Origin of the sequence: Aphanizomenon flos-aquae FACHB-1287 (assembly GCF_014698755.1) — a bacterium.
In the GTDB taxonomy this organism is placed as follows: domain Bacteria; phylum Cyanobacteriota; class Cyanobacteriia; order Cyanobacteriales; family Nostocaceae; genus Dolichospermum; species Dolichospermum flosaquae.
This window is the reverse complement of record NZ_JACJTO010000002.1, coordinates 56,545-73,497: the sequence shown is the minus strand read 5'-3', so window position 1 is coordinate 73,497 and position 16,953 is coordinate 56,545. Positions and strand designations below refer to the sequence as shown.

At 37.3% G+C, this 16,953-nt stretch carries 20 protein-coding genes and 1 pseudogene; 10 read left to right on the top strand and 11 right to left on the bottom strand.

The window, feature by feature from the left end:
- Window positions 1–32: 32 nt before the first annotated feature.
- Together H6G44_RS01405 and H6G44_RS01400 are read left to right on the top strand one after the other, a co-directional pair.
- Window positions 33–263 carry a DUF433 domain-containing protein gene (locus H6G44_RS01405; RefSeq protein WP_190384768.1) on the top strand — a complete coding sequence of 77 codons (231 nt, stop codon included), beginning with the start codon at window positions 33–35 and terminating at the stop codon, window positions 261–263.
- The gene (locus H6G44_RS01400; protein ID WP_190384880.1) at window positions 260–433 is read left to right on the top strand and encodes a hypothetical protein; all 174 of its coding nucleotides are present in this window, start codon (window positions 260–262) and stop codon (window positions 431–433) included. The genes H6G44_RS01405 and H6G44_RS01400 overlap by 4 nt, the downstream gene beginning before the upstream one ends.
- A 212-nt stretch (window positions 434–645) precedes the next feature.
- On the opposite strand, the pseudogene H6G44_RS01395 reads toward H6G44_RS01400, so the two are convergent.
- From H6G44_RS01395 to H6G44_RS01385, 3 genes and pseudogenes are all read right to left on the bottom strand, one after another.
- Window positions 646–852 (bottom strand): annotated as a pseudogene (locus H6G44_RS01395) (pyrroline-5-carboxylate reductase family protein); the annotation flags it as partial.
- 16 nt (window positions 853–868) lie between these two features.
- Complete coding sequence (gene tsaB, locus H6G44_RS01390) at window positions 869–1,549, bottom strand: tRNA (adenosine(37)-N6)-threonylcarbamoyltransferase complex dimerization subunit type 1 TsaB (protein ID WP_190384767.1); 681 nt, start codon at window positions 1,547–1,549, stop codon at window positions 869–871.
- An 83-nt stretch (window positions 1,550–1,632) separates the two neighbouring features.
- Window positions 1,633–1,881 carry a Ycf34 family protein gene (locus tag H6G44_RS01385; protein WP_190384766.1) on the bottom strand — a complete coding sequence of 83 codons (249 nt, stop codon included), beginning with the start codon at window positions 1,879–1,881 and terminating at the stop codon, window positions 1,633–1,635.
- 86 nt (window positions 1,882–1,967) lie between these two features.
- Here H6G44_RS01385 and H6G44_RS01380 point away from each other — a divergent pair, with 86 nt between their 5' ends.
- The 3 genes from H6G44_RS01380 to H6G44_RS01370 all read left to right on the top strand — a co-directional run bounded on the left by H6G44_RS01380 (window position 1,968) and on the right by H6G44_RS01370 (window position 4,930).
- Entirely contained in the window at window positions 1,968–3,239 is a 1,272-nt protein-coding gene (locus tag H6G44_RS01380) for a CCA tRNA nucleotidyltransferase (protein ID WP_190384765.1), read from the top strand.
- Between the two features lie 47 nt (window positions 3,240–3,286).
- Window positions 3,287–4,084, top strand: coding sequence for a Tab2/Atab2 family RNA-binding protein (locus tag H6G44_RS01375; protein WP_190384764.1), 798 nt, complete (start codon window positions 3,287–3,289; stop codon window positions 4,082–4,084).
- An 84-nt stretch (window positions 4,085–4,168) separates the two neighbouring features.
- Complete coding sequence (locus tag H6G44_RS01370) at window positions 4,169–4,930, top strand: metallophosphoesterase family protein (protein WP_190384763.1); 762 nt, start codon at window positions 4,169–4,171, stop codon at window positions 4,928–4,930.
- Here H6G44_RS01370 and H6G44_RS01365 read toward each other — a convergent pair whose 3' ends face one another.
- A complete protein-coding gene (locus H6G44_RS01365; protein WP_190384762.1) occupies window positions 4,931–5,785 on the bottom strand; it encodes a M48 family metallopeptidase in 855 nt (284 codons plus the stop codon).
- A gap of 439 nt (window positions 5,786–6,224) precedes the next feature.
- On the opposite strand from H6G44_RS01365, the gene H6G44_RS01360 reads away from it, so the two are divergent.
- Window positions 6,225–6,758: a DUF4330 domain-containing protein gene (locus H6G44_RS01360; RefSeq protein ID WP_190384761.1), complete on the top strand. Its 534-nt coding sequence runs from the start codon at window positions 6,225–6,227 to the stop codon at window positions 6,756–6,758.
- Between the two features lie 196 nt (window positions 6,759–6,954).
- On the top strand, window positions 6,955–7,710 hold the full coding sequence (locus tag H6G44_RS01355; RefSeq protein WP_190384760.1) for an armadillo-type fold-containing protein: 756 nt from the start codon (window positions 6,955–6,957) through the stop codon (window positions 7,708–7,710).
- A 1-nt stretch (window position 7,711) separates the two neighbouring features.
- On the opposite strand, the gene H6G44_RS01350 is transcribed toward H6G44_RS01355, so the two are convergent.
- Window positions 7,712–8,365 carry a glycoside hydrolase family 24 protein gene (locus tag H6G44_RS01350; protein ID WP_199291679.1) on the bottom strand — a complete coding sequence of 218 codons (654 nt, stop codon included), beginning with the start codon at window positions 8,363–8,365 and terminating at the stop codon, window positions 7,712–7,714.
- Window positions 8,366–8,706: 341 nt separating this feature from the next.
- Here H6G44_RS01350 and H6G44_RS01345 point away from each other — a divergent pair, with 341 nt between their 5' ends.
- Complete coding sequence (locus H6G44_RS01345) at window positions 8,707–9,318, top strand: DUF1997 domain-containing protein (protein WP_190384759.1); 612 nt, start codon at window positions 8,707–8,709, stop codon at window positions 9,316–9,318.
- A gap of 150 nt (window positions 9,319–9,468) precedes the next feature.
- Here H6G44_RS01345 and H6G44_RS01340 read toward each other — a convergent pair whose 3' ends face one another.
- Complete coding sequence (locus tag H6G44_RS01340; RefSeq protein WP_190384758.1) at window positions 9,469–9,939, bottom strand: DUF4079 domain-containing protein; 471 nt, start codon at window positions 9,937–9,939, stop codon at window positions 9,469–9,471.
- Window positions 9,940–10,074: 135 nt separating this feature from the next.
- Between H6G44_RS01340 and H6G44_RS01335 the strand changes: the two genes are divergently transcribed.
- Window positions 10,075–11,358: an ankyrin repeat domain-containing protein gene (locus H6G44_RS01335; RefSeq protein ID WP_190384757.1), complete on the top strand. Its 1,284-nt coding sequence runs from the start codon at window positions 10,075–10,077 to the stop codon at window positions 11,356–11,358.
- A gap of 241 nt (window positions 11,359–11,599) precedes the next feature.
- On the opposite strand, the gene H6G44_RS01330 is transcribed toward H6G44_RS01335, so the two are convergent.
- A complete protein-coding gene (locus tag H6G44_RS01330) occupies window positions 11,600–12,226 on the bottom strand; it encodes a 7-carboxy-7-deazaguanine synthase QueE (protein WP_190384756.1) in 627 nt (208 codons plus the stop codon).
- Window positions 12,227–12,649: 423 nt separating this feature from the next.
- On the opposite strand from H6G44_RS01330, the gene H6G44_RS01325 reads away from it, so the two are divergent.
- Window positions 12,650–13,072 (top strand): cobalamin biosynthesis protein, encoded by a 423-nt coding sequence (locus H6G44_RS01325; RefSeq protein ID WP_311138857.1) that lies wholly within the window; start codon window positions 12,650–12,652, stop codon window positions 13,070–13,072.
- On the opposite strand, the gene H6G44_RS01320 is transcribed toward H6G44_RS01325, so the two are convergent.
- From H6G44_RS01320 to H6G44_RS01305, 4 genes are all read right to left on the bottom strand, one after another.
- Window positions 13,069–13,422, bottom strand: a complete 354-nt coding sequence (locus H6G44_RS01320; protein WP_190384755.1) for a phage holin family protein — start codon at window positions 13,420–13,422, stop codon at window positions 13,069–13,071. The two genes, H6G44_RS01325 and H6G44_RS01320, sit on opposite strands and share 4 nt — an antisense overlap.
- Window positions 13,423–13,452: 30 nt before the next feature.
- Window positions 13,453–14,202, bottom strand: a complete 750-nt coding sequence (locus tag H6G44_RS01315; protein WP_190384754.1) for a peptidoglycan-binding domain-containing protein — start codon at window positions 14,200–14,202, stop codon at window positions 13,453–13,455.
- A 154-nt stretch (window positions 14,203–14,356) separates the two neighbouring features.
- On the bottom strand, window positions 14,357–15,628 hold the full coding sequence (locus H6G44_RS01310) for a M16 family metallopeptidase (protein ID WP_190384753.1): 1,272 nt from the start codon (window positions 15,626–15,628) through the stop codon (window positions 14,357–14,359).
- 19 nt (window positions 15,629–15,647) lie between these two features.
- Window positions 15,648–16,889 carry a M16 family metallopeptidase gene (locus H6G44_RS01305; RefSeq protein WP_190384866.1) on the bottom strand — a complete coding sequence of 414 codons (1,242 nt, stop codon included), beginning with the start codon at window positions 16,887–16,889 and terminating at the stop codon, window positions 15,648–15,650.
- Window positions 16,890–16,953: the final 64 nt, after the last annotated feature.

Here is a 16,953-nt window from a genome sequence, read left to right as displayed (position 1 = left end):
CAGCTATTTCTGGTTTCCCAATCTAATCAGCTATGCAAAACCTCACCAGCATTACCCGCAACCCGGAAGTAATGGGCGGCAAACCCTGTATCCGGGGAATGCGTGTCAGAGTTGGTACTATCGTTGACTTAATGGCATCTGGACACAGTGCAAGTGATATACTCAAGGCTTATCCATACCTTGAAGAAGTAGATATCTATGAAGCTCTTGCCTATGCTGCATGGCGGGCTGAAGAAATTGAAGTCCCGTTGATAAGTGCATGAAAATTTTGATTGATATGAATCTTTCCCCTGATTGGGTAGCGGTTTTTGGGAGGTATAACATTACCGCTGTCCTATTAGCAATTCCTGGATTGCTAGAACGAGTTAAGCAAAATCAAACAACTCCTAAAACCCATTACACAAACTGGAGAACCCTTCGATCTGATGTATGAAGTTGTTCTCCATCCCGATGCCCAAAAGGTTTATATTAATGCTGATACAGCCCTAGCAAAGAAAATTGCCCGCTGTTTGCAGTAGTAATCTATTCGATAGAAGATGAAGTGGTGCAGGTATTTGTTGTGGCTATCGCTCATCGCAGCGAAGTATATAAACAGTAAATGTGATCTGTGATTTTACTGGTAGATTGGATCAACAATCTCACCTATCACCCTTTCCCCAATTCCTGAGCGCGTTCTTTTGAGGCTTTGACGGCTTCAATGATAGCAGAATCAAAACCGGCTTTTTCCAAGGCGCTGACACCGGCAATGGTTGTCCCACCAGGACTGGTAACTTGATCTTTAAGTTCCGCTGGGTGGATTTTGGTTTCTTGTATCAGTGTGACTGTTCCTAAGACCATTTGTACGGCTAGTTGTTTCCAGTAGCTATATTCAAATCGTCACATCCTCCACTGGGTGTTGCCCATAATAAGGTAAAGCTTGTGACCAATGGGGATTTTTACCTTGTTGCCAATCTAAATAAGCTAATTCCAAAATACTATTAACCGTCGCTGCTAACTCAGATGTAGCTGAAATTAACCGATAATTATACCCTAAAGAAGATTGCAGCACCAGAGTTTTTTGCCATGCAGTTGGACTAAATACCGTATCTGGCAATAGAGCAGTAATACCAGAATTATCCGAATTAGGCTGATAAATAGCCCCAAAAACTTGTCCCCGCTGTGCCGGCATTTCTACAGCAATTACTGGATATTGACAATTTTCTTGTGATTTATAAGCTTGCCAAGCGACCGCCGCTAAGGTAGAAACTGTAAATACAGGAATATTTAGCTGTTGTGCTAATGTCCGAGCAGTGACAACACCAATACGAGTTCCTGTAAACCCACCAGGACCTTGAGCAACAGCGATAAATTCCAGGTCTGCCCAGATTCGTGGTTTAATCAGTTCAACTAAGTATTGATGAATATGACTAGATAAATCACGTCCTAAATTCCAAACTTGAGATTGGGGATAATCAGCAAAGTTGCTAATTGCTAAACCAAGTTCTGGTGTAGTTGTATGTAATCCTAAAGCGTATTTATTCGCTGCCAGATGTTTAATTATGGTTGTCAAAGTCAATGCAAATATATTTTCATGGTAAATAATACAGCAGAATTAAGAATTGATGTTGCTGATTTTCAGTGTGAATATTCAGTTTAAGTAGGAACTAATTCACCTGGACGCAATTTAGACCATTTACCTATTTCTTGTTGGAAACTGAGACAACCGACAACATCCCATTCCATTTCAATGATTTCCCCTTGTGTGCGAATATTAACGTTAATAGTGGGTTCATTAGGGTCAAAATCAGGTGTTTCTGTGAGGTGGGGCTGTTGGTGCTGGTTTTCTACAGCATTGTAGGTAACACAGCGGTCTACATAGTGGCAATTCACGCAAATACACATAATAGAACCAACTTTAAGAAGCTTTATAGTTAATGTAGCTCAAGTCAAAACAATCAGCATTAGTTACTAGGTTGATTTTTATAACAATGAATGAATTAGTTATTTCTCGTCTAGCTGCCAAAAATTGGCCTTTTAGTCTGGAATATTTGCCAGAACCCGCTTATATGGTGGGTGGTGCAGTCCGTGATGCCATTTTAGGTAGAATTAGGGAATATGTCGACTTAGATTTTATTATCTCAGGAGATGCGGTAAAAGTAGCGAGAAAGATTGCTCAACGTTATCAAGCTGGTTTTGTGTTACTTGATGCTCAAAGACACATTGCCCGTGTCGTATTTCCTCAAGCTACCGCTGATTTTGCCCAACAGGAAGGAGAAAATTTAATTACAGATTTGCATAGAAGGGATTTTACCATTAATGCGATCGCTTATAATCCCCATACCCAGGAAATTATTGATCCCCTCCAAGGCTATCAAGATTTAAAATCTGGTCTATTACGGATGATATCACCTATCAATCTGCAAAATGATCCTTTGCGGTTAATGCGGGCTTATCGTCAAGCCTCCCAACTTGATTTTACCATTGAACCAGCCACCCAAGAAACAATTCGCAGTTTAGCAAAAAGTATTAGTCAAGTAGCAGCGGAAAGAGTACGGGCAGAAATTGGGTTTTTGTTGTCCCACGGTCAGGGCGCAGCTTGGTTAGATATTGCCTGGAAAGACGGTGTTTTGATTAATTTATTTAAAAACGCGACTGATCAAAGTTTTATTAAATTAAACGCTATTGATCAAGCATTTCATATAATTAGTCAAAATTGGCAAGAATTAGGGGAAGAATTGACAAATTATGTCCGCAAGACGGTAAAAACTTCTTGGTTAGCTACTGCTAAACTTGCCTGTTTAGTGGAATCAAGACCAGAAATCGCTGAAATCGAATTACAACAACTTACCTACAGTCGGGCAGAAATTCGGGCTATAACAACAGAATTAAGAATGTTTTCAGAAATAAAAGCCGTAGATATCCCCTTACGGAAACAGTATTTTCTTTTTCGGGAAATGGGAATTTTATTTCCGGCCGTGTTGGTATTAGCCTTAGCAAATGATATTGTAGTTAAGGGAGTATTTGAAAAAAGTATGTTGGTTAATTATGAACCATTAATCAAGCGTTATCTTGACAAAAATGATCTAGTAGCCCATCCTATTCCTTTAATGAATGGTAAAGACATCATGAAAGCGTTAAACATTCCCGCTTCACCATTAGTAGGTGAATTATTAATGGAAATAGGTATTGCCCAAGCTGAAGGAAAAATTTCTACAGTAGAAGCAGCGATAGAATTAGCGAAGAATTTAGTTAAGGATTAAACTTGACAAATTCATTTTTGATTTACTTAATTTTTATGGAGTAGGGAATGAGTCTGATTTGGCAGGCTGATTTTTATCGGAGTCCACTACAAAATACCCAAGAGCAGGTATTATGGGAATTATTAGTTTGTGATCAAACCCGGAGTTTTGAGTTCACAGCCAATTGTCCCCAATCACAGGCTAATTCTACTTGGGTTGCCCAACAATTACAATTAGCAGGTAGGGAAAAGTTACCAGATTTAATTCAGGTATTTCGTCCTCAGTCTTTAAATTTAATTACAATTGCGGGAAATAATTTAGGTATTCAGGTAGAAGCGACTCGGAGAACTTTGGCCTTAAAACAGTGGTTAGCAGCAAAACAATATCCTGTAATTGTGGATAAACTACCACCATTACCATTACCGGAAAATCTTTGGGGGGAAAAATGGCAGTTGGCGACAATTCCAGCCTGTGATATCATAGACGAGTTTATAGAACGCCCGGTTCCTATTTTACAAATCCCAGAATTTCTTAAACCAATTAATTTAGGTTTAGCTTCAACAGTACCTATACCTGGTGTGATAATTTACGGGGGGAGAAAATCTATGGGTTTAGCGCAGTGGTTAAAAGAGAGTAACCCTGTAGCTTTAAACTACATTGCAGGTACACCTGATGGGTTAGTATTAGAAGCGGGTTTAGTAGATAGATGGGTTTTGGCTACTTTTACAGATGAGGAGGTTACTGCAGCGGGAAAGTTGTATCAACAACGCAAACAGCTAAGTCAGGGATTGCATTTTCTGTTAGTTCAACCAGATGATTCAGGAATGACCTACAGTGGTTTTTGGCTATTGCAACAGGAAGAATAAATAGGAAAAAGGGTTTTTTCTGGGAAACTAGACAAATGAAAATGTAGTCAAAATACCCAGTCCATTCATTTAAGCTAGAAGTAGATGAGTAAAATTAGTCAGCGTAGGGTTGTTATTGGTGATGTTCATGGCCACTATGAAGGTTTAATGCTGTTATTAGAGGAAATAGCCCCTGCATCAGATGATCAAATATATTTTTTGGGAGATTTAATTGATCGTGGTCCGCAAAGTGCCCAAGTAGTTGAGTTTGTGAAAGAAAATGATTACCCTTGTCTGCTAGGTAATCATGAGCAGATGTTATTAAACATCCTCGTTGGTAAGGATACAGGGTCAGCAAATATGCAGGGGTGGTTATACAGTGGAGGACAAGCAACGGTTGCTAGTTACCAATCTGGGACAATTCCCAAAGAGCATCTAAATTGGTTTGAAAATTTACCCACATATTTAGATTTAGGAGACTTTTGGTTAACTCATGCAGGTGTTGATCCGCAAAAAACTGTCCAAGAACAAACAGCGGAGGAACTATGCTGGATTAGGGATGAATTTCATCGGATCAAAGAACCATATTTTACAGATAAATTGATTATAGTTGGTCATACTATAACTTTTACCTTACCGGGTGTTGTTCCTGGAAATTTGGCACAGGGACAGGGATGGTTAGATATTGATACTGGTGCTTATCATCCCCGTAGCGGTTGGTTAACGGGGTTAGATATTACGAATAAGTTGGTTTATCAGGCTAATGTATTTAGTCAGAAAGTGCGAACTCTCCCCTGGAAAGAGCTAATTACAATTATTCAACCAGAGGAATTCATGGGTGGCCGTCGTCATAAGCAACGAGCCTAATTACTGCAAAAACGCCCTGATTTTTGCTTGATATACTGAATTATCCAACCCATTATTTTGATTACTTGGTTGTGTGTTAATCTGATTTTGGAGGGCTATAACGCGATCGCGGGCACCTGGATGCGTACTTAAAAACGTAGGAACGGAACTACTTTTTTGTAGCTTTTTCATAAAAGAAACCATTGCTGACTGAGCATAACCGGTGCGGGTTATGTTTGCTAGTCCTCTTTTATCAGCGTCAAATTCATCCTTGCGACTGCGGGGAAGATTAAGGGCAAGTTGCACACCAATACCTACAGCTTTATTCCTATCTAAACCTGTAGCAGTAGCAACACCACTAGCAATAGCTTTTTGTCGCATTTGTTTAATTAAATGTTTACCCTCAATATGTCCCATTTCATGAGCTAATACACTAGCTACCTCAGCTTCATTATCTGCTATTTTCAATAAACCTGTGTTGATATAAATAAACCCACCAGCAGTTGCAAAAGCATTAACAGCAGAATCTTCCACTACTTGAAAAGTATAAGGGATATTGGGGCGATCGCTATTAGCCGCTAAACGTTCACCAACTTCGTTAATATAACTATTTAGCTGGGAATTTTGAGAAATTTTGACTTCTTGCTGCAATTCCTGATTTATTTGCTGCCCAAGCGTAACCTCCTGGCGATCAGATATATTAGATAAGTTCAATATTTGCACACCTTGGAACAACAGAGGCAATAAATCTATAGCTTTACTTGATAGGGGTGTACCCAAGCAAATAATCACAGCAACGCTGACAGAAACGAACGGATACAAACAGCGACGCTGCCACAAATGATAATTTGTCCAAATTCGTTGTAATTTAATCATAATCCGGTTATATGAGATTGGTGTAAGAACTTCAAATCACAAGACGCATTTTCAATTTACTAAGTTGCATTTCCGACTCTAGATGGTACAAACAGTGAATGCAAATAACTTACCGTTATTATGACACCGAAACTACTGTAATCATGATAAACTGTCCCGTGACCGAAAAGACGGGACACGAGCCCCGTCCTTCTAGGACGGCTTTATGTTAAAATTTGGTCATAGTCGCCTTATGGCATTGGGAGACTTTAAACGGACATGGAGGGACGATAAGACCACTTGTGGCGTGTTTCATTGAAGTGTCAAGAATCACCGCACCTTCAGGTCGGTGAGTATGTCAACATAACATTTACCTTGTGTCAATATTAATTTAGTGATGAAGATTCTGAATCGCTGGAAAAAATGCTGAGTACAATCAATTACTTGTCCAAACTTAGTTATGAATATTTTAGATTCCAAAGGTCGCTTGTTCGGTAAAATTAACCTATTAGATCTAGGGGCTGTACTAGTAATTTTACTTGTGATAGTCGGTATCTTTATTTTCCCTGGTACTTCCGGTTCTGTAGCTCAGGTCGGCGCGAAAATAGTACCCATTGAGGTAGATTTATTGGTACGTGGTCTTAATGTTCGTAATCCGCAACGGTTGGTTAAAGAAGGATTCACAACAGGTGGTAAAACTAATGTAATTATCCGTAATCAACCCTATGGTCAGATTGGGATTAAATCCATTGAACAGTTAGAGAGAACCCTGACTATTGGTCAACCAGATGGTACAGTGAAGGAATTACCAGATCCTCGCAAGATTAACTTTAGTACAGATTTTATCTTAACTTTAGAAGGTAAAGCTACAGTTACTAAAGATGGACCAGTTCTTGGTAATAGTAAAGTAAAAATTGGTATGCCTTTTGAATTAGAAGGTTTTAACTATAACTTTAATGCGTCCGTAATTGACATTCGCTTACAGGATCAATAACATTGTGTTTACATCAGTTTCCGGTATTATGAAGTACAGATATTAATGATAAAACTCTTTTAGCGCGGGACTATTGCCCCCATAAGGTCTACCTAAATCAATCCGAACGTGCTGTAAGGGAAAATTTTCCTAATTTTATGCTTAAAATTGGTAAAAACTACCCATTTGTAATTTTGTAATCAAGTAGGTAAACACTGTGATACAGGCTTCGTCTTCTTGGAGGCAACTGATTAATCAAGTTTCAGAAATTAAGATAGAAATGCCAAAACATCAGATTTTTAAACATTTTTATGAACCTGGTGCTTTGCTGGGATTATTGACAATTATTGTAGCCATGCTGCTTTGGAATTGGCAATTGCTATTATCTCTTGTTGCTGGTATTGGTATCATGGTATTTACTTATTCCATGCAAAAATCTAACTGGCAATTACCCTGGTTAGAAATACGCAATTTGATAAGCAGCACTAATAGTCAGTTAGCTTATTCTATTGCTAGTGGTGGTATAGCAACGGTGATAACTTATATGGCCTCGGCCATTTGGGTTGATGCTCCTAGTCATTGGTTAGCTGCTGGTGCTATTATTCAAGGTATGGCCACCTTATTAACTTTAATTTTGTTGGTATGGCAAATATTCAGTTTTCAAGGAAATCAACAAGAAAACCATATTGATCAATTGTTAAACAATTTAACAGAAAAAGATTCTTTAAAACGGTTGCTTTCCATGCGTCAGCTTAATAAACTGATTAGTCGTCAGCGAGTTGATACGGTGGTTCAAAAAGATATTATGGAATGCTTACAACTGCTACTGAGTCAGGAAAAAGAATTGATAATTCGTGAAGCGGCTTTAGACTGTTTGCAAAACTTAAATGGGTTATCGCCGCTAAAACATACTCATCCAAAAATTTTTATGCCTGTATTAGCGAAAACAAAGAGCAAAATTCTGGTAGAGTGAGCTAATTTTGATTTAATTCTTCTTTGAGGACTTGCTGATAGATATTGGGTAAGGAACTACTAACAGAATTATTTTCTATACCGTAGCCTAAACTAGTCCAAGTAGGAGAAAGTTTTCGGAGGACATCATTTAAATTTTGCTGCTGTAATAGCTTAGGGATATCCACGCCCCAAGCTTTTGAGTCATGTAACCAACGGTAAACTACAACATCTTGATATTCTGCTTCAAAACTATAATTAGTCCAAAACATCATCTGTGTGGGCTTTGGGTGATAGCGAGGAGCAATTCGATACCAAGTAGTATTAATAATTTGATATCTACCTGCGGCTGTGGAACAATTACCTGTATTTGGTCCTGTGGTAATGGTAACACATTTTTGAGGATGATGGCTGAGATCATTAATCTGCTCACCACCATACAATAGAGAGTAGGGACGATTACCACTAGCTTCACTGGCGGATATGGTTCGCATTAATGCCCGAACATAAGGATCTCCACCAATCATAACTAGGGGTGGTTGTTTCCCAGTAAATATAGGTTCAGGAGATAATTGTAGATCTCCAAAAATATACCATTGAAACAGGTATACAAAGCCTAAAATTGAAGCTATGGGAGCAATAAGTTTTTCTACACCTTTAAGTTCAAAGCTTTTCAGAAGCTACCTCCTTTTTCGTTGTTTGTCTTGAATAATCACAAAAAGTTACTCTTTGATTTCGGAAAAATAAAAATTTCAGTAGTATTTCTATGATCACATATTCGGTTATTTAGCTACAATGTCAAATATTGGGTGAAGATCATACAATATAGTCATAAAAGGCCAGATATTTCTGGTTAGTTAATTAGGAGAGTCAAATAAGTACAACTAAATCTACTGTTTTATTCCCTGTTGTTGACTTTACATATTTAGTTCATATTTGTGTGAAGTTGATGACAAATTGTTGAGTTTTTCAGAACGATTAATATAGACAAACTTCAAAATATACAAAAAACAAATTTATGGTGACAAACAATAGTGAATGTCAATCTTGGAAGGTAGCAGATGAGATTGTATCACAAAAAGCTGATCTAATTTCAACTAAATTTTATAGCAATTATCAAGATATTATGGAAATGTTTGCACCTATTAATCAGGTAGAGGAGTATTTTCATACTCATGCTTCCTGGTTTGTTCGTTGTGCAGAACCGATGAAAGTAGAAGCTTTGAGCGAAAATAGCTACGCTTTAACCGTGGGTAAATTTGGTGCTTTTGGTTACGACGTAGAACCCAAGATTGGACTGGAGTTGTTAAAACCCCAAGGTTATAAGTTCCAAATCCGTAGTATCCCTGTACCTGATTACCAAGCGCCTGGTTATGAGGTCGATTATAAATCATCTACGGAATTAATGGGAGATTTAGACGGCATTACACGGGTACAATGGGAATTAGATTTGATGGTTGAGTTGCATTTTCCCAAATTCATGCGCCGATTATCCCATTCTCTAATTCAGTCTACAGGCGATCGCATCCTCAGTCAAATTGTCCGTCAAGTTTCTCGTCGTCTCACATACAAGGTACAAAAAGATTTTCATCAATCTTTAAGTATACCTTTTCCCCAGAAAAAACATTGATGATAATTGATAACTAGTACAAAATTGAAATGAAGCTGCATAGAATGAGATTTTAATAATAATTAACCGCAACTAAACGCAAATAAATGCAATTAGGGACGGATGAGATTATTCTGTGCAGCCTCATATAGAATTGATATAAATGAGAATTTATGCTTTAGTAAGAAGTCTTTGGATAATTTCGACACCAGAGAAGGCTTGCCATGCAAAAAGCCCTAAAATAGTAAAATTGAGGATTATATGTGTCATTCTTGCCCAATTCGCGCCTTTTTGCATCAAAGGAACTAAAGATGCCGAAAAAGCTATTAAACCTGTCATACTTAATCCAGTTAATAAATGGGGTCCGACAAACAATTTACCATTATTAATGTAAGTGACAGCCATACCACCTATTGAACCTGCTACCATTACAGCTAACATAATAGAACCAATTTGGTGGTGTTTGATGGTAAAACGTCCTTTAATCAGTTCTTTCTTTTCTTCTCCTTGAGCATTTCTGGTGCGCTGTACTTGTAGCCCTAAATACGCAGCATATAAGGAGAGTGCTAATAATACCCACATTATAGCTGGGTGAGCAAAGTTCAACCAGAATCTTATTGTTGGGGTTAGTTCAAAAGCCATATTTTTTACTTCCGTTAATTAAATCTTTATAAAACTTAGCATACATTTATTTTTCTTACTCAGCAATTTTTCGCCAGGATATGATCTTGATCTTGAGTTAAAATCAGTAACATCTATCCAAACAGGATATAATCAATGATAGAAAAAAAAGATCCCACGTTGTTAAAAACTGTCAAAGCTGGGAATATTCAGGGGGTCTTGACGTTACTCTCCCATGGTGCTAAGGTTGACACAGACGACGACAATGGCACCACAGCATTGATGTTTGCCGCAAATTTAGGTTATACAGAAATTGTGCGATCGCTTTTGGCTGCGGGCGCTAATATTAACTTAACTAGGAAAATCCATGGTTTGACAGCATTAATGCTTGCTGCTAATTCTTGTCAAGTAGATGTTGTCAAGCTATTAGTCTCTCAAGGGGCAAATATCAATGCTACTAATCACGACGGCAGTACCGCTTTAATGATAGCAGCATTAAAGGGTCATATTGAGATTGTACAAGTCTTGTTAGCTGCTGGTGCTGATATAAAAATCACTGATAAGGATGATGATACTGCATTAAAACTAGCAATAAAATACAAACATCCAGAGGTTATTCGATCTTTATCACAAAATAGCAATATTGTCAATAGCCAAGATTCGGAAGGTGAGACAGGACTAATGATTGCTATAGATTTAGGCTATTTAGAAATAGTACAAGCATTGTTATCATCTGGTGCTGATGTTAATATTAAGAATTGTGATCATGTAACAGCATTATTAGCAGCTACAGCAACGGGAAATAGTGATATAATAATGGTTTTGTTAGATGCAGGTGCGGAAATTAATCATCAAGATAAAGAGGGGGAAACAGCCTTACACCTTGCTGTTGTGGAAGAATATATTGAGATAGTAAAAATATTACTTCAACGGGGGGCAGATGTACAAATTAGAAATCATTTGGGAGATACACCCTTATTGATAGCAGCATTCCAAGGATATAGTGATATAGTAGCAGTTTTGTTGGCTGCGGGGGCGGATATGGAAAAGAAAAATTTTGGAGAAGTCGCGCTTACTTTAGCGGTATCTCAAGGACATTTCCACACCGTGAAACTATTGCTTGATTATGGTGCAGATATTAATAAATTAGCAGATGATGGTAAAACTCCTTTAGTCAAGGCCATAGCTGCAAATTATCCCGAAATATGCCAAATTTTACTGGAAAAAGGTGCAAATGTGAATTTGCAAAACTCGGCTGGGGTCACTGCTTTAATGTGGGCTGTAGCTGAGGGTTATAGTCAGGCTGTGGCAATGTTACTACAAGCTGGTGCGGATGTCAATTTAAAAAATCAGGGTGGTTATACGGCTTTAATGATTGCTAAACTTAATAATTATCGGGGTATTGGTACAATGTTAAGACAAGGAGGAGCGAAGGAATGATAGGTATTGAATTATTTATATAGTTTTCTGGTCTATTGAAGTACATACCAATTTATTTACTATTCGCTGTGTCCTAAAACTAAAAAACTTTGTACTTCATAAGCAGGAAAACTATAAATATAAGTTATTTTTAAACAAAAGTAAGAGGCTTCAAGATTTATTTTAGTGAAGTAAATTTCAACTTTGACCAGAATAGTATAAGAGGTTAAGTTCAACGATTTGATTAGTAGCTGCTAATTTGTTATTGTACTCCAATATACTTATGTGTTTGTAAGGAAAGTTTATAGTCAGGTTTTTTTTGTAATATCTGGAAAATCAGCGGTAGCGATTTTGAAAAACTGTACCATTCAGGTTGTAAGTAAACAAGTAAATTAGGGTGTGTAGATAAATATTTTTGGTAAAAATCAATTTCTGTACCTGTTTCTATGACTATTTTAACTTCATTAGCTCGACTCCAAAACTGACTTTGTACGGGATACTTAGAGTTAATATGTTCTTTAGGAGATAGAGTAATCCAAGCTGCTGGGGAGATTTCTTGCCAAAAAGAGCCTGATGTTTCTATATTAACTTGTTTATCTGCGGTTGACAAGACTTGAACTAATGCGGGTAAATGTTTGTGAATAAATGGTTCTCCACCGGTTATTACGACTCTGGGAGATTTAATTTCTGCTAAAAGTTCACCAATTGAACGTTCTAACCGTGGTAAATTTGCTCCTCCGTCAGCGTAACCAGTATCACACCAAGGACAACGGACTGGACAACCTGATAAGCGAATAAAGTCTACTAAGGAACCTGTCCAGTATCCTTCTCCCTGAACTGTACTTTGAAAAGTTTCATGAATGGGGAGCTTAATTTTTAAAAGCGACATTTTCAACCTAAAATTTATAATCTATTTAGTTATTAGTTTGCCATATAAAGCTGGATATTTGGAAATTTTTGATCAAAGTTTGAATGATTAAGAAAAAGAGAAACATCAAGATAAACTTTTTACACAATCAGAGTAGAAAGAAATTAGATTAACTTTTTACTTTTATTTGTGCCTTGATGTTTCCTACTGTGCTAGATATGAACAATATACATGGTTTTGTTTTGGTTGGAAGTATTGGAATTATCAGTTTTTGTGTGATAATAACTACTTTAAATGCTAATAAATCCTCCTTGAGTGAGATTTTATGGGATTTTTGGGTAATGATAAAGAAAAAATTAAGCTCTTAACTTAGAAGTTGAGAGAAAGAACAGGGAATAAGACTGGGAAACAATATAATGAATATTTAAAAACAAGGTAGATATTGTGATATACACAAAAAAATTATGGGTAGGAATTGGTTGTCAAAAAGGAATTTCCTCACAATTAATTAAGACAGTAATTAAAAAAGTTTTTGGAGAATATCAGCTTATATATAGTGAAGTAGCTGGAATTGCAACTATTGATAAAAAAGCCTCAGAAATTGGTTTGGTAGAATTTTGTAACTTAGAAAAACTACCTTTAAAAACTTTTAGTGCTGAACTTTTAAATAATGTATTTGTTCCCAATCCTAATAATATTATTAGTAAGTTAGTGGGAACATTGAGTGTAGCTGAAGCTTCTGCAATTCTTGCAGTTTCGGAAATCCCATTTGGAGAAATAATGTTATTAGTTCCTAAACAGATTTTCCGATTATCAGGAGTAGGGATAACAGTAGCTGTTGCTAAAAGTGAAAGTCTGATATTTTAATCAATTGCATTAACAATTTGATTAATAATACCAGAAACAATTGATAAAACAATTGAACCTAAAAAAGCAGGAATAAAACCCTGAATTTCAAAACCATAACCGCGAGTTATTGTACTAGCAAACCATAGAGTTAGAGCATTAATTACAAAAGTAAATAACCCTAAAGTAATAAAGGTAATGGGAAATGTTAAAATCTGCAAAATTGGCCGGACAATGGCATTTACCAAACCAATGATAACAGCAGCAATCAAGGCCGCAGTAAAACTAGTGAGAATAATCCCAGGGACAATTTTAGATGTAATTAACAATGCGACCGCAGCGCCGAGCCAAGTTAAGAGAAAGTGCTTCATAGTTTGATGATGATCACAAGATTAATGTTACTAGGAAGTGCGTTTTAAGAAGACTTTCCATGTATCACCACCGACAACACCATCAGGTTTTAAACCATAACGAGTTTGAGCAGCTTTGACTGCTGCTTCTGTGGATACGCCGAAATCTCCATCTATTTTACCATTGAAAAAACCCAAGTTTTTAAGTTGTTTTTGCAATTTAATCACTTCCACTCCACTTGTGCGTAAACGCAAAATTGGCCATCCTTCTGTGGTATATTGAATACCGGATGTTCGTTGATTGACAGGGGTGGGTTGAATGGTAATACTACTTTGATTTTTGGGGGTTGTGGGTCTGTTTCTAGCTTTAGGGGGTTGGGTGGGAAAAGTCGTAAAATTACGGACTGGGTTAGGGGCGGAAGTAATATTTAATGGGTTGGGGAACAGTTTTTGCCAAGTGATGTTATCTACATTACCGCTGGGATTTAAGCCCGCAGCTTGTTGAAACTGGGCAACGGCAATAATGGTACTTTGTTGATATATACCATCCACAGCACCCGAATAAAAGCCCAAAAGCTTTAAAGCGGCTTGAAGTTCTGTAACTCGTTCACCTTGACTACCTAAGTTGAGAGAGGGACGATTAATTTTAACTTCTGTATTAACTTGGGCAATTTTGACTGGTGCTGCTGTGGATATGAAAGCAGAAGAACTAATTAATAGGGGTGTGCTGATTAACAAAAGTAAGCAATACCAAGAATTCGCGCTCAAGTTGGGAGTATTTGCTGTTAGACTGACTTTCATAAAAATTTTATAGAACTTTCTGATACTAATCTTACACTTATTGCTATCACTTTATTCACTGTTATTTTTTTGGTATGAATATAAAATATCACCCAAATTGTTTTCAATGCTTGTTGGGTAACATACGTTAACCCAACCTACGCAATTTAAGGTTTTAGGAAATAGCGGTTTGAATAGCTTCCTCTTGTCCCACTAAAGACAGATATGGTGCTTGTAAATATTTACGAGCGACTGTAATTGCCTCCGTTGCTGTGACATTATTAATTAATTCTGGGAATTTTTGGTCAAATTCAATCCCTAAGCCTAAAATTTCATACCAGCCATATATCTGAGCAATATGTCCATTAGTTTGTTTACCTAAAGCATATTGACCGATAATTTTATTTTTAGCAGTTTGTAATGCTGCTGCTGATAGTTCGGTGGTACATAACAATTCTACTTCTTGCTGAAGTCCATTAAGGGCTATTGTGGTATTTTCTGGCGCAGTGCCAATATAAACTACGAAGGAAGCGGGAAATAGCCGGGTAGAATAAATGGCAGATACATCATAAGCTAAACCTTGCTTTTCTCGCAATTCTACAAATAAACGACTAGAAAGACCATTACCTAAATAGCTAGAAAGTAACTTGAGTGCCGCATATTCTGGGTTATTTACTGATGGTCCTAAATAACCTAACATAATAATTGATTGTTGTGTATTTAGGGGTTGTAAACAAGATTTGGGTGAGGCGATAATTTGTGGTAAATTAAGATTAGGTTTTGGTAAAGTGGGTATTTGCCAATCACCAAAAATCTTGGTAATTAGTTTTTCTGCTTGTTCTGCTGTAATGCGTCCAGCAATGCTAATTACAATATTATCAGGACGGAAATGAGTTTGATGATATTCTAATAAATCAGCACGGGTAATACTACTCATGGTTGTTTCATCACCCAAAACTGACATAGAATAGGGATGATTTGGGTACATTGCTTGACGTAGTTGTTCAAAAGCGACGCTAAAAGGTTGCTCTTTTTGAGAACGAATATCTTGAATTGCTAATCGTTTTTCTAATTCTATTTGATTTTCGGGAAAAGTAGGCGATCGCAATAATTGTCCAGCTAATGCTAAAATGTCAATAAAATCGGCAGTTACCGTTTTTAAAGATAGCAAAAAATAATCTGTAGCTGCGTCTGTGCCTAAACTAGCTCCGACAGATTCGACTTTTTCGGCAATTTCTAAGCTGGATAAACCATCACAGCCCTTGGTCATTACCGTTGATAATAAATGAGCTAGACCAGCTTTTTCTGGCTGTTCATGACAACTACCAGCACGGATAAAAATCCGTCCAGCAATAATATCAGCAGCTTGATTTTCTGATACTAATAAAATAATGCCATTACTTAACACAGTGCGATGAATAAGAGATCGACTACTAATAGTTTGCATTTTAAATTTCAGTTAATAACTAACAAGGTTGGAGAATTGTCACAGCATAATTAGCCGGGGAAAGATACTGTTGAGCTATTTTTTGCAGTTCTTGAGGATTAAAAGATTGGATTTCTTGGGGATAGTTGGTAACTAATTGAGCCTGAGCGATAGTATGATAAAAACCATAAAAACTACTTAGCTGATTTGGTGTTTCTGTGGAAAAAGCAAAATCATTACATAAAAACCTCCGAATGCGATTTAATTCTTGCTGACTAATTTCTTGATTTTGCAATTTTTCCAAATGGGAACAAATCAAATTTTCCACTAGTTCCAAATATTCTGATTCTAACCAAGCCGTAATTGTGAATAAACTTGATTCTCGTTGTAGAGAAAAATCACAGCGAATGTCTTGAACAAGTTGCTTTTCTTCCCGCAAATCAGATACTAACCGAGAAATTCTCCCTTCTCCTAGCACAGCCGACAATAATTCTAACCCATGAACAGCCCGAAATTCTTCTACTCCCGGTACTTTCCAGGCCATCATTAACCGCGCTTGCTCTAATCTTGGTAATATTAACTCATGACGACAAATGCCTTTAATTATCGGTGCTGGAACTTTGGTAAATTGGAGACAATTATCCCGTTCAGGAAAATCTGCAAATACACGGTTTACCAATTCCCTAGCGGCTTTTTCACCAATCCCCCCCACAATTACCACAGTCATATTTTCTGGTTGGTAATAACTGCGATAAAAGCGACGCATAGCTTCCGGGGAATGCTGCATCAATTCTGGCTCAGTACCCAATACAGAACGTCCGTAAGGGTGGTTTTGGTAAACATTTTTAACCAGAGATTGAAAACCTAGCCAATCAGGATCATCATTATAACTACGGATTTCTTCTAACACCACATCCCGTTCTCTGATAAATTCGTCGTCAGGAATGGCTGCATTCAGGAGTAATTCCCCTAAATAGGGTAGTGTATCTTCTAAATAATTAGCAGCGGTTGTGATGGAATAATGGGCGTAATCATGGCTTGTTGCGGCACTACTGACACCGCCAATTTTTTCGATATGATAATCAAATTCCCCAGGAAGTAGGTTGGGAGTCCCCTTAAAAATCATGTGCTCTAGGAAATGTGCCATTCCAAACCAGGGTTCTGGTTCTAGGTTAGTTCCCGCACCTACCCAAACGTCAGCTACCACTATGGGTGTGGTGGATATCTGTTGGTGAATTAATGTTAACCCATGATCTAATTTGATAACTGAACCGGGGAACAGGTTGTGAGTGAGTTGTTTTGACAATTTCTTTTAACTTAATACAATTTAATTTTAGTTATTCTAA

Bases quoted from the DNA above. Each gene is read 5' to 3' on its own strand.
- H6G44_RS01405 (WP_190384768.1), top strand. From the start codon at position 33: ATGCAAAACCTCACCAGCATTACCCGCAACCCGGAAGTAATGGGCGGC.
- H6G44_RS01400 (WP_190384880.1), top strand. From the start codon at position 260: ATGAAAATTTTGATTGATATGAATCTTTCCCCTGATTGGGTAGCGGTT.
- H6G44_RS01385 (WP_190384766.1), bottom strand. From the start codon at position 1,881: ATGTGTATTTGCGTGAATTGCCACTATGTAGACCGCTGTGTTACCTAC.
- H6G44_RS01380 (WP_190384765.1), top strand. From the start codon at position 1,968: ATGAATGAATTAGTTATTTCTCGTCTAGCTGCCAAAAATTGGCCTTTT.
- H6G44_RS01375 (WP_190384764.1), top strand. From the start codon at position 3,287: ATGAGTCTGATTTGGCAGGCTGATTTTTATCGGAGTCCACTACAAAAT.
- H6G44_RS01370 (WP_190384763.1), top strand. From the start codon at position 4,169: ATGAGTAAAATTAGTCAGCGTAGGGTTGTTATTGGTGATGTTCATGGC.
- H6G44_RS01365 (WP_190384762.1), bottom strand. From the start codon at position 5,785: ATGATTAAATTACAACGAATTTGGACAAATTATCATTTGTGGCAGCGT.
- H6G44_RS01360 (WP_190384761.1), top strand. From the start codon at position 6,225: ATGAATATTTTAGATTCCAAAGGTCGCTTGTTCGGTAAAATTAACCTA.
- H6G44_RS01345 (WP_190384759.1), top strand. From the start codon at position 8,707: ATGGTGACAAACAATAGTGAATGTCAATCTTGGAAGGTAGCAGATGAG.
- H6G44_RS01340 (WP_190384758.1), bottom strand. From the start codon at position 9,939: ATGGCTTTTGAACTAACCCCAACAATAAGATTCTGGTTGAACTTTGCT.
- H6G44_RS01335 (WP_190384757.1), top strand. From the start codon at position 10,075: ATGATAGAAAAAAAAGATCCCACGTTGTTAAAAACTGTCAAAGCTGGG.
- H6G44_RS01330 (WP_190384756.1), bottom strand. From the start codon at position 12,226: ATGTCGCTTTTAAAAATTAAGCTCCCCATTCATGAAACTTTTCAAAGT.
- H6G44_RS01320 (WP_190384755.1), bottom strand. From the start codon at position 13,422: ATGAAGCACTTTCTCTTAACTTGGCTCGGCGCTGCGGTCGCATTGTTA.
- H6G44_RS01315 (WP_190384754.1), bottom strand. From the start codon at position 14,202: ATGAAAGTCAGTCTAACAGCAAATACTCCCAACTTGAGCGCGAATTCT.
- H6G44_RS01310 (WP_190384753.1), bottom strand. From the start codon at position 15,628: ATGCAAACTATTAGTAGTCGATCTCTTATTCATCGCACTGTGTTAAGT.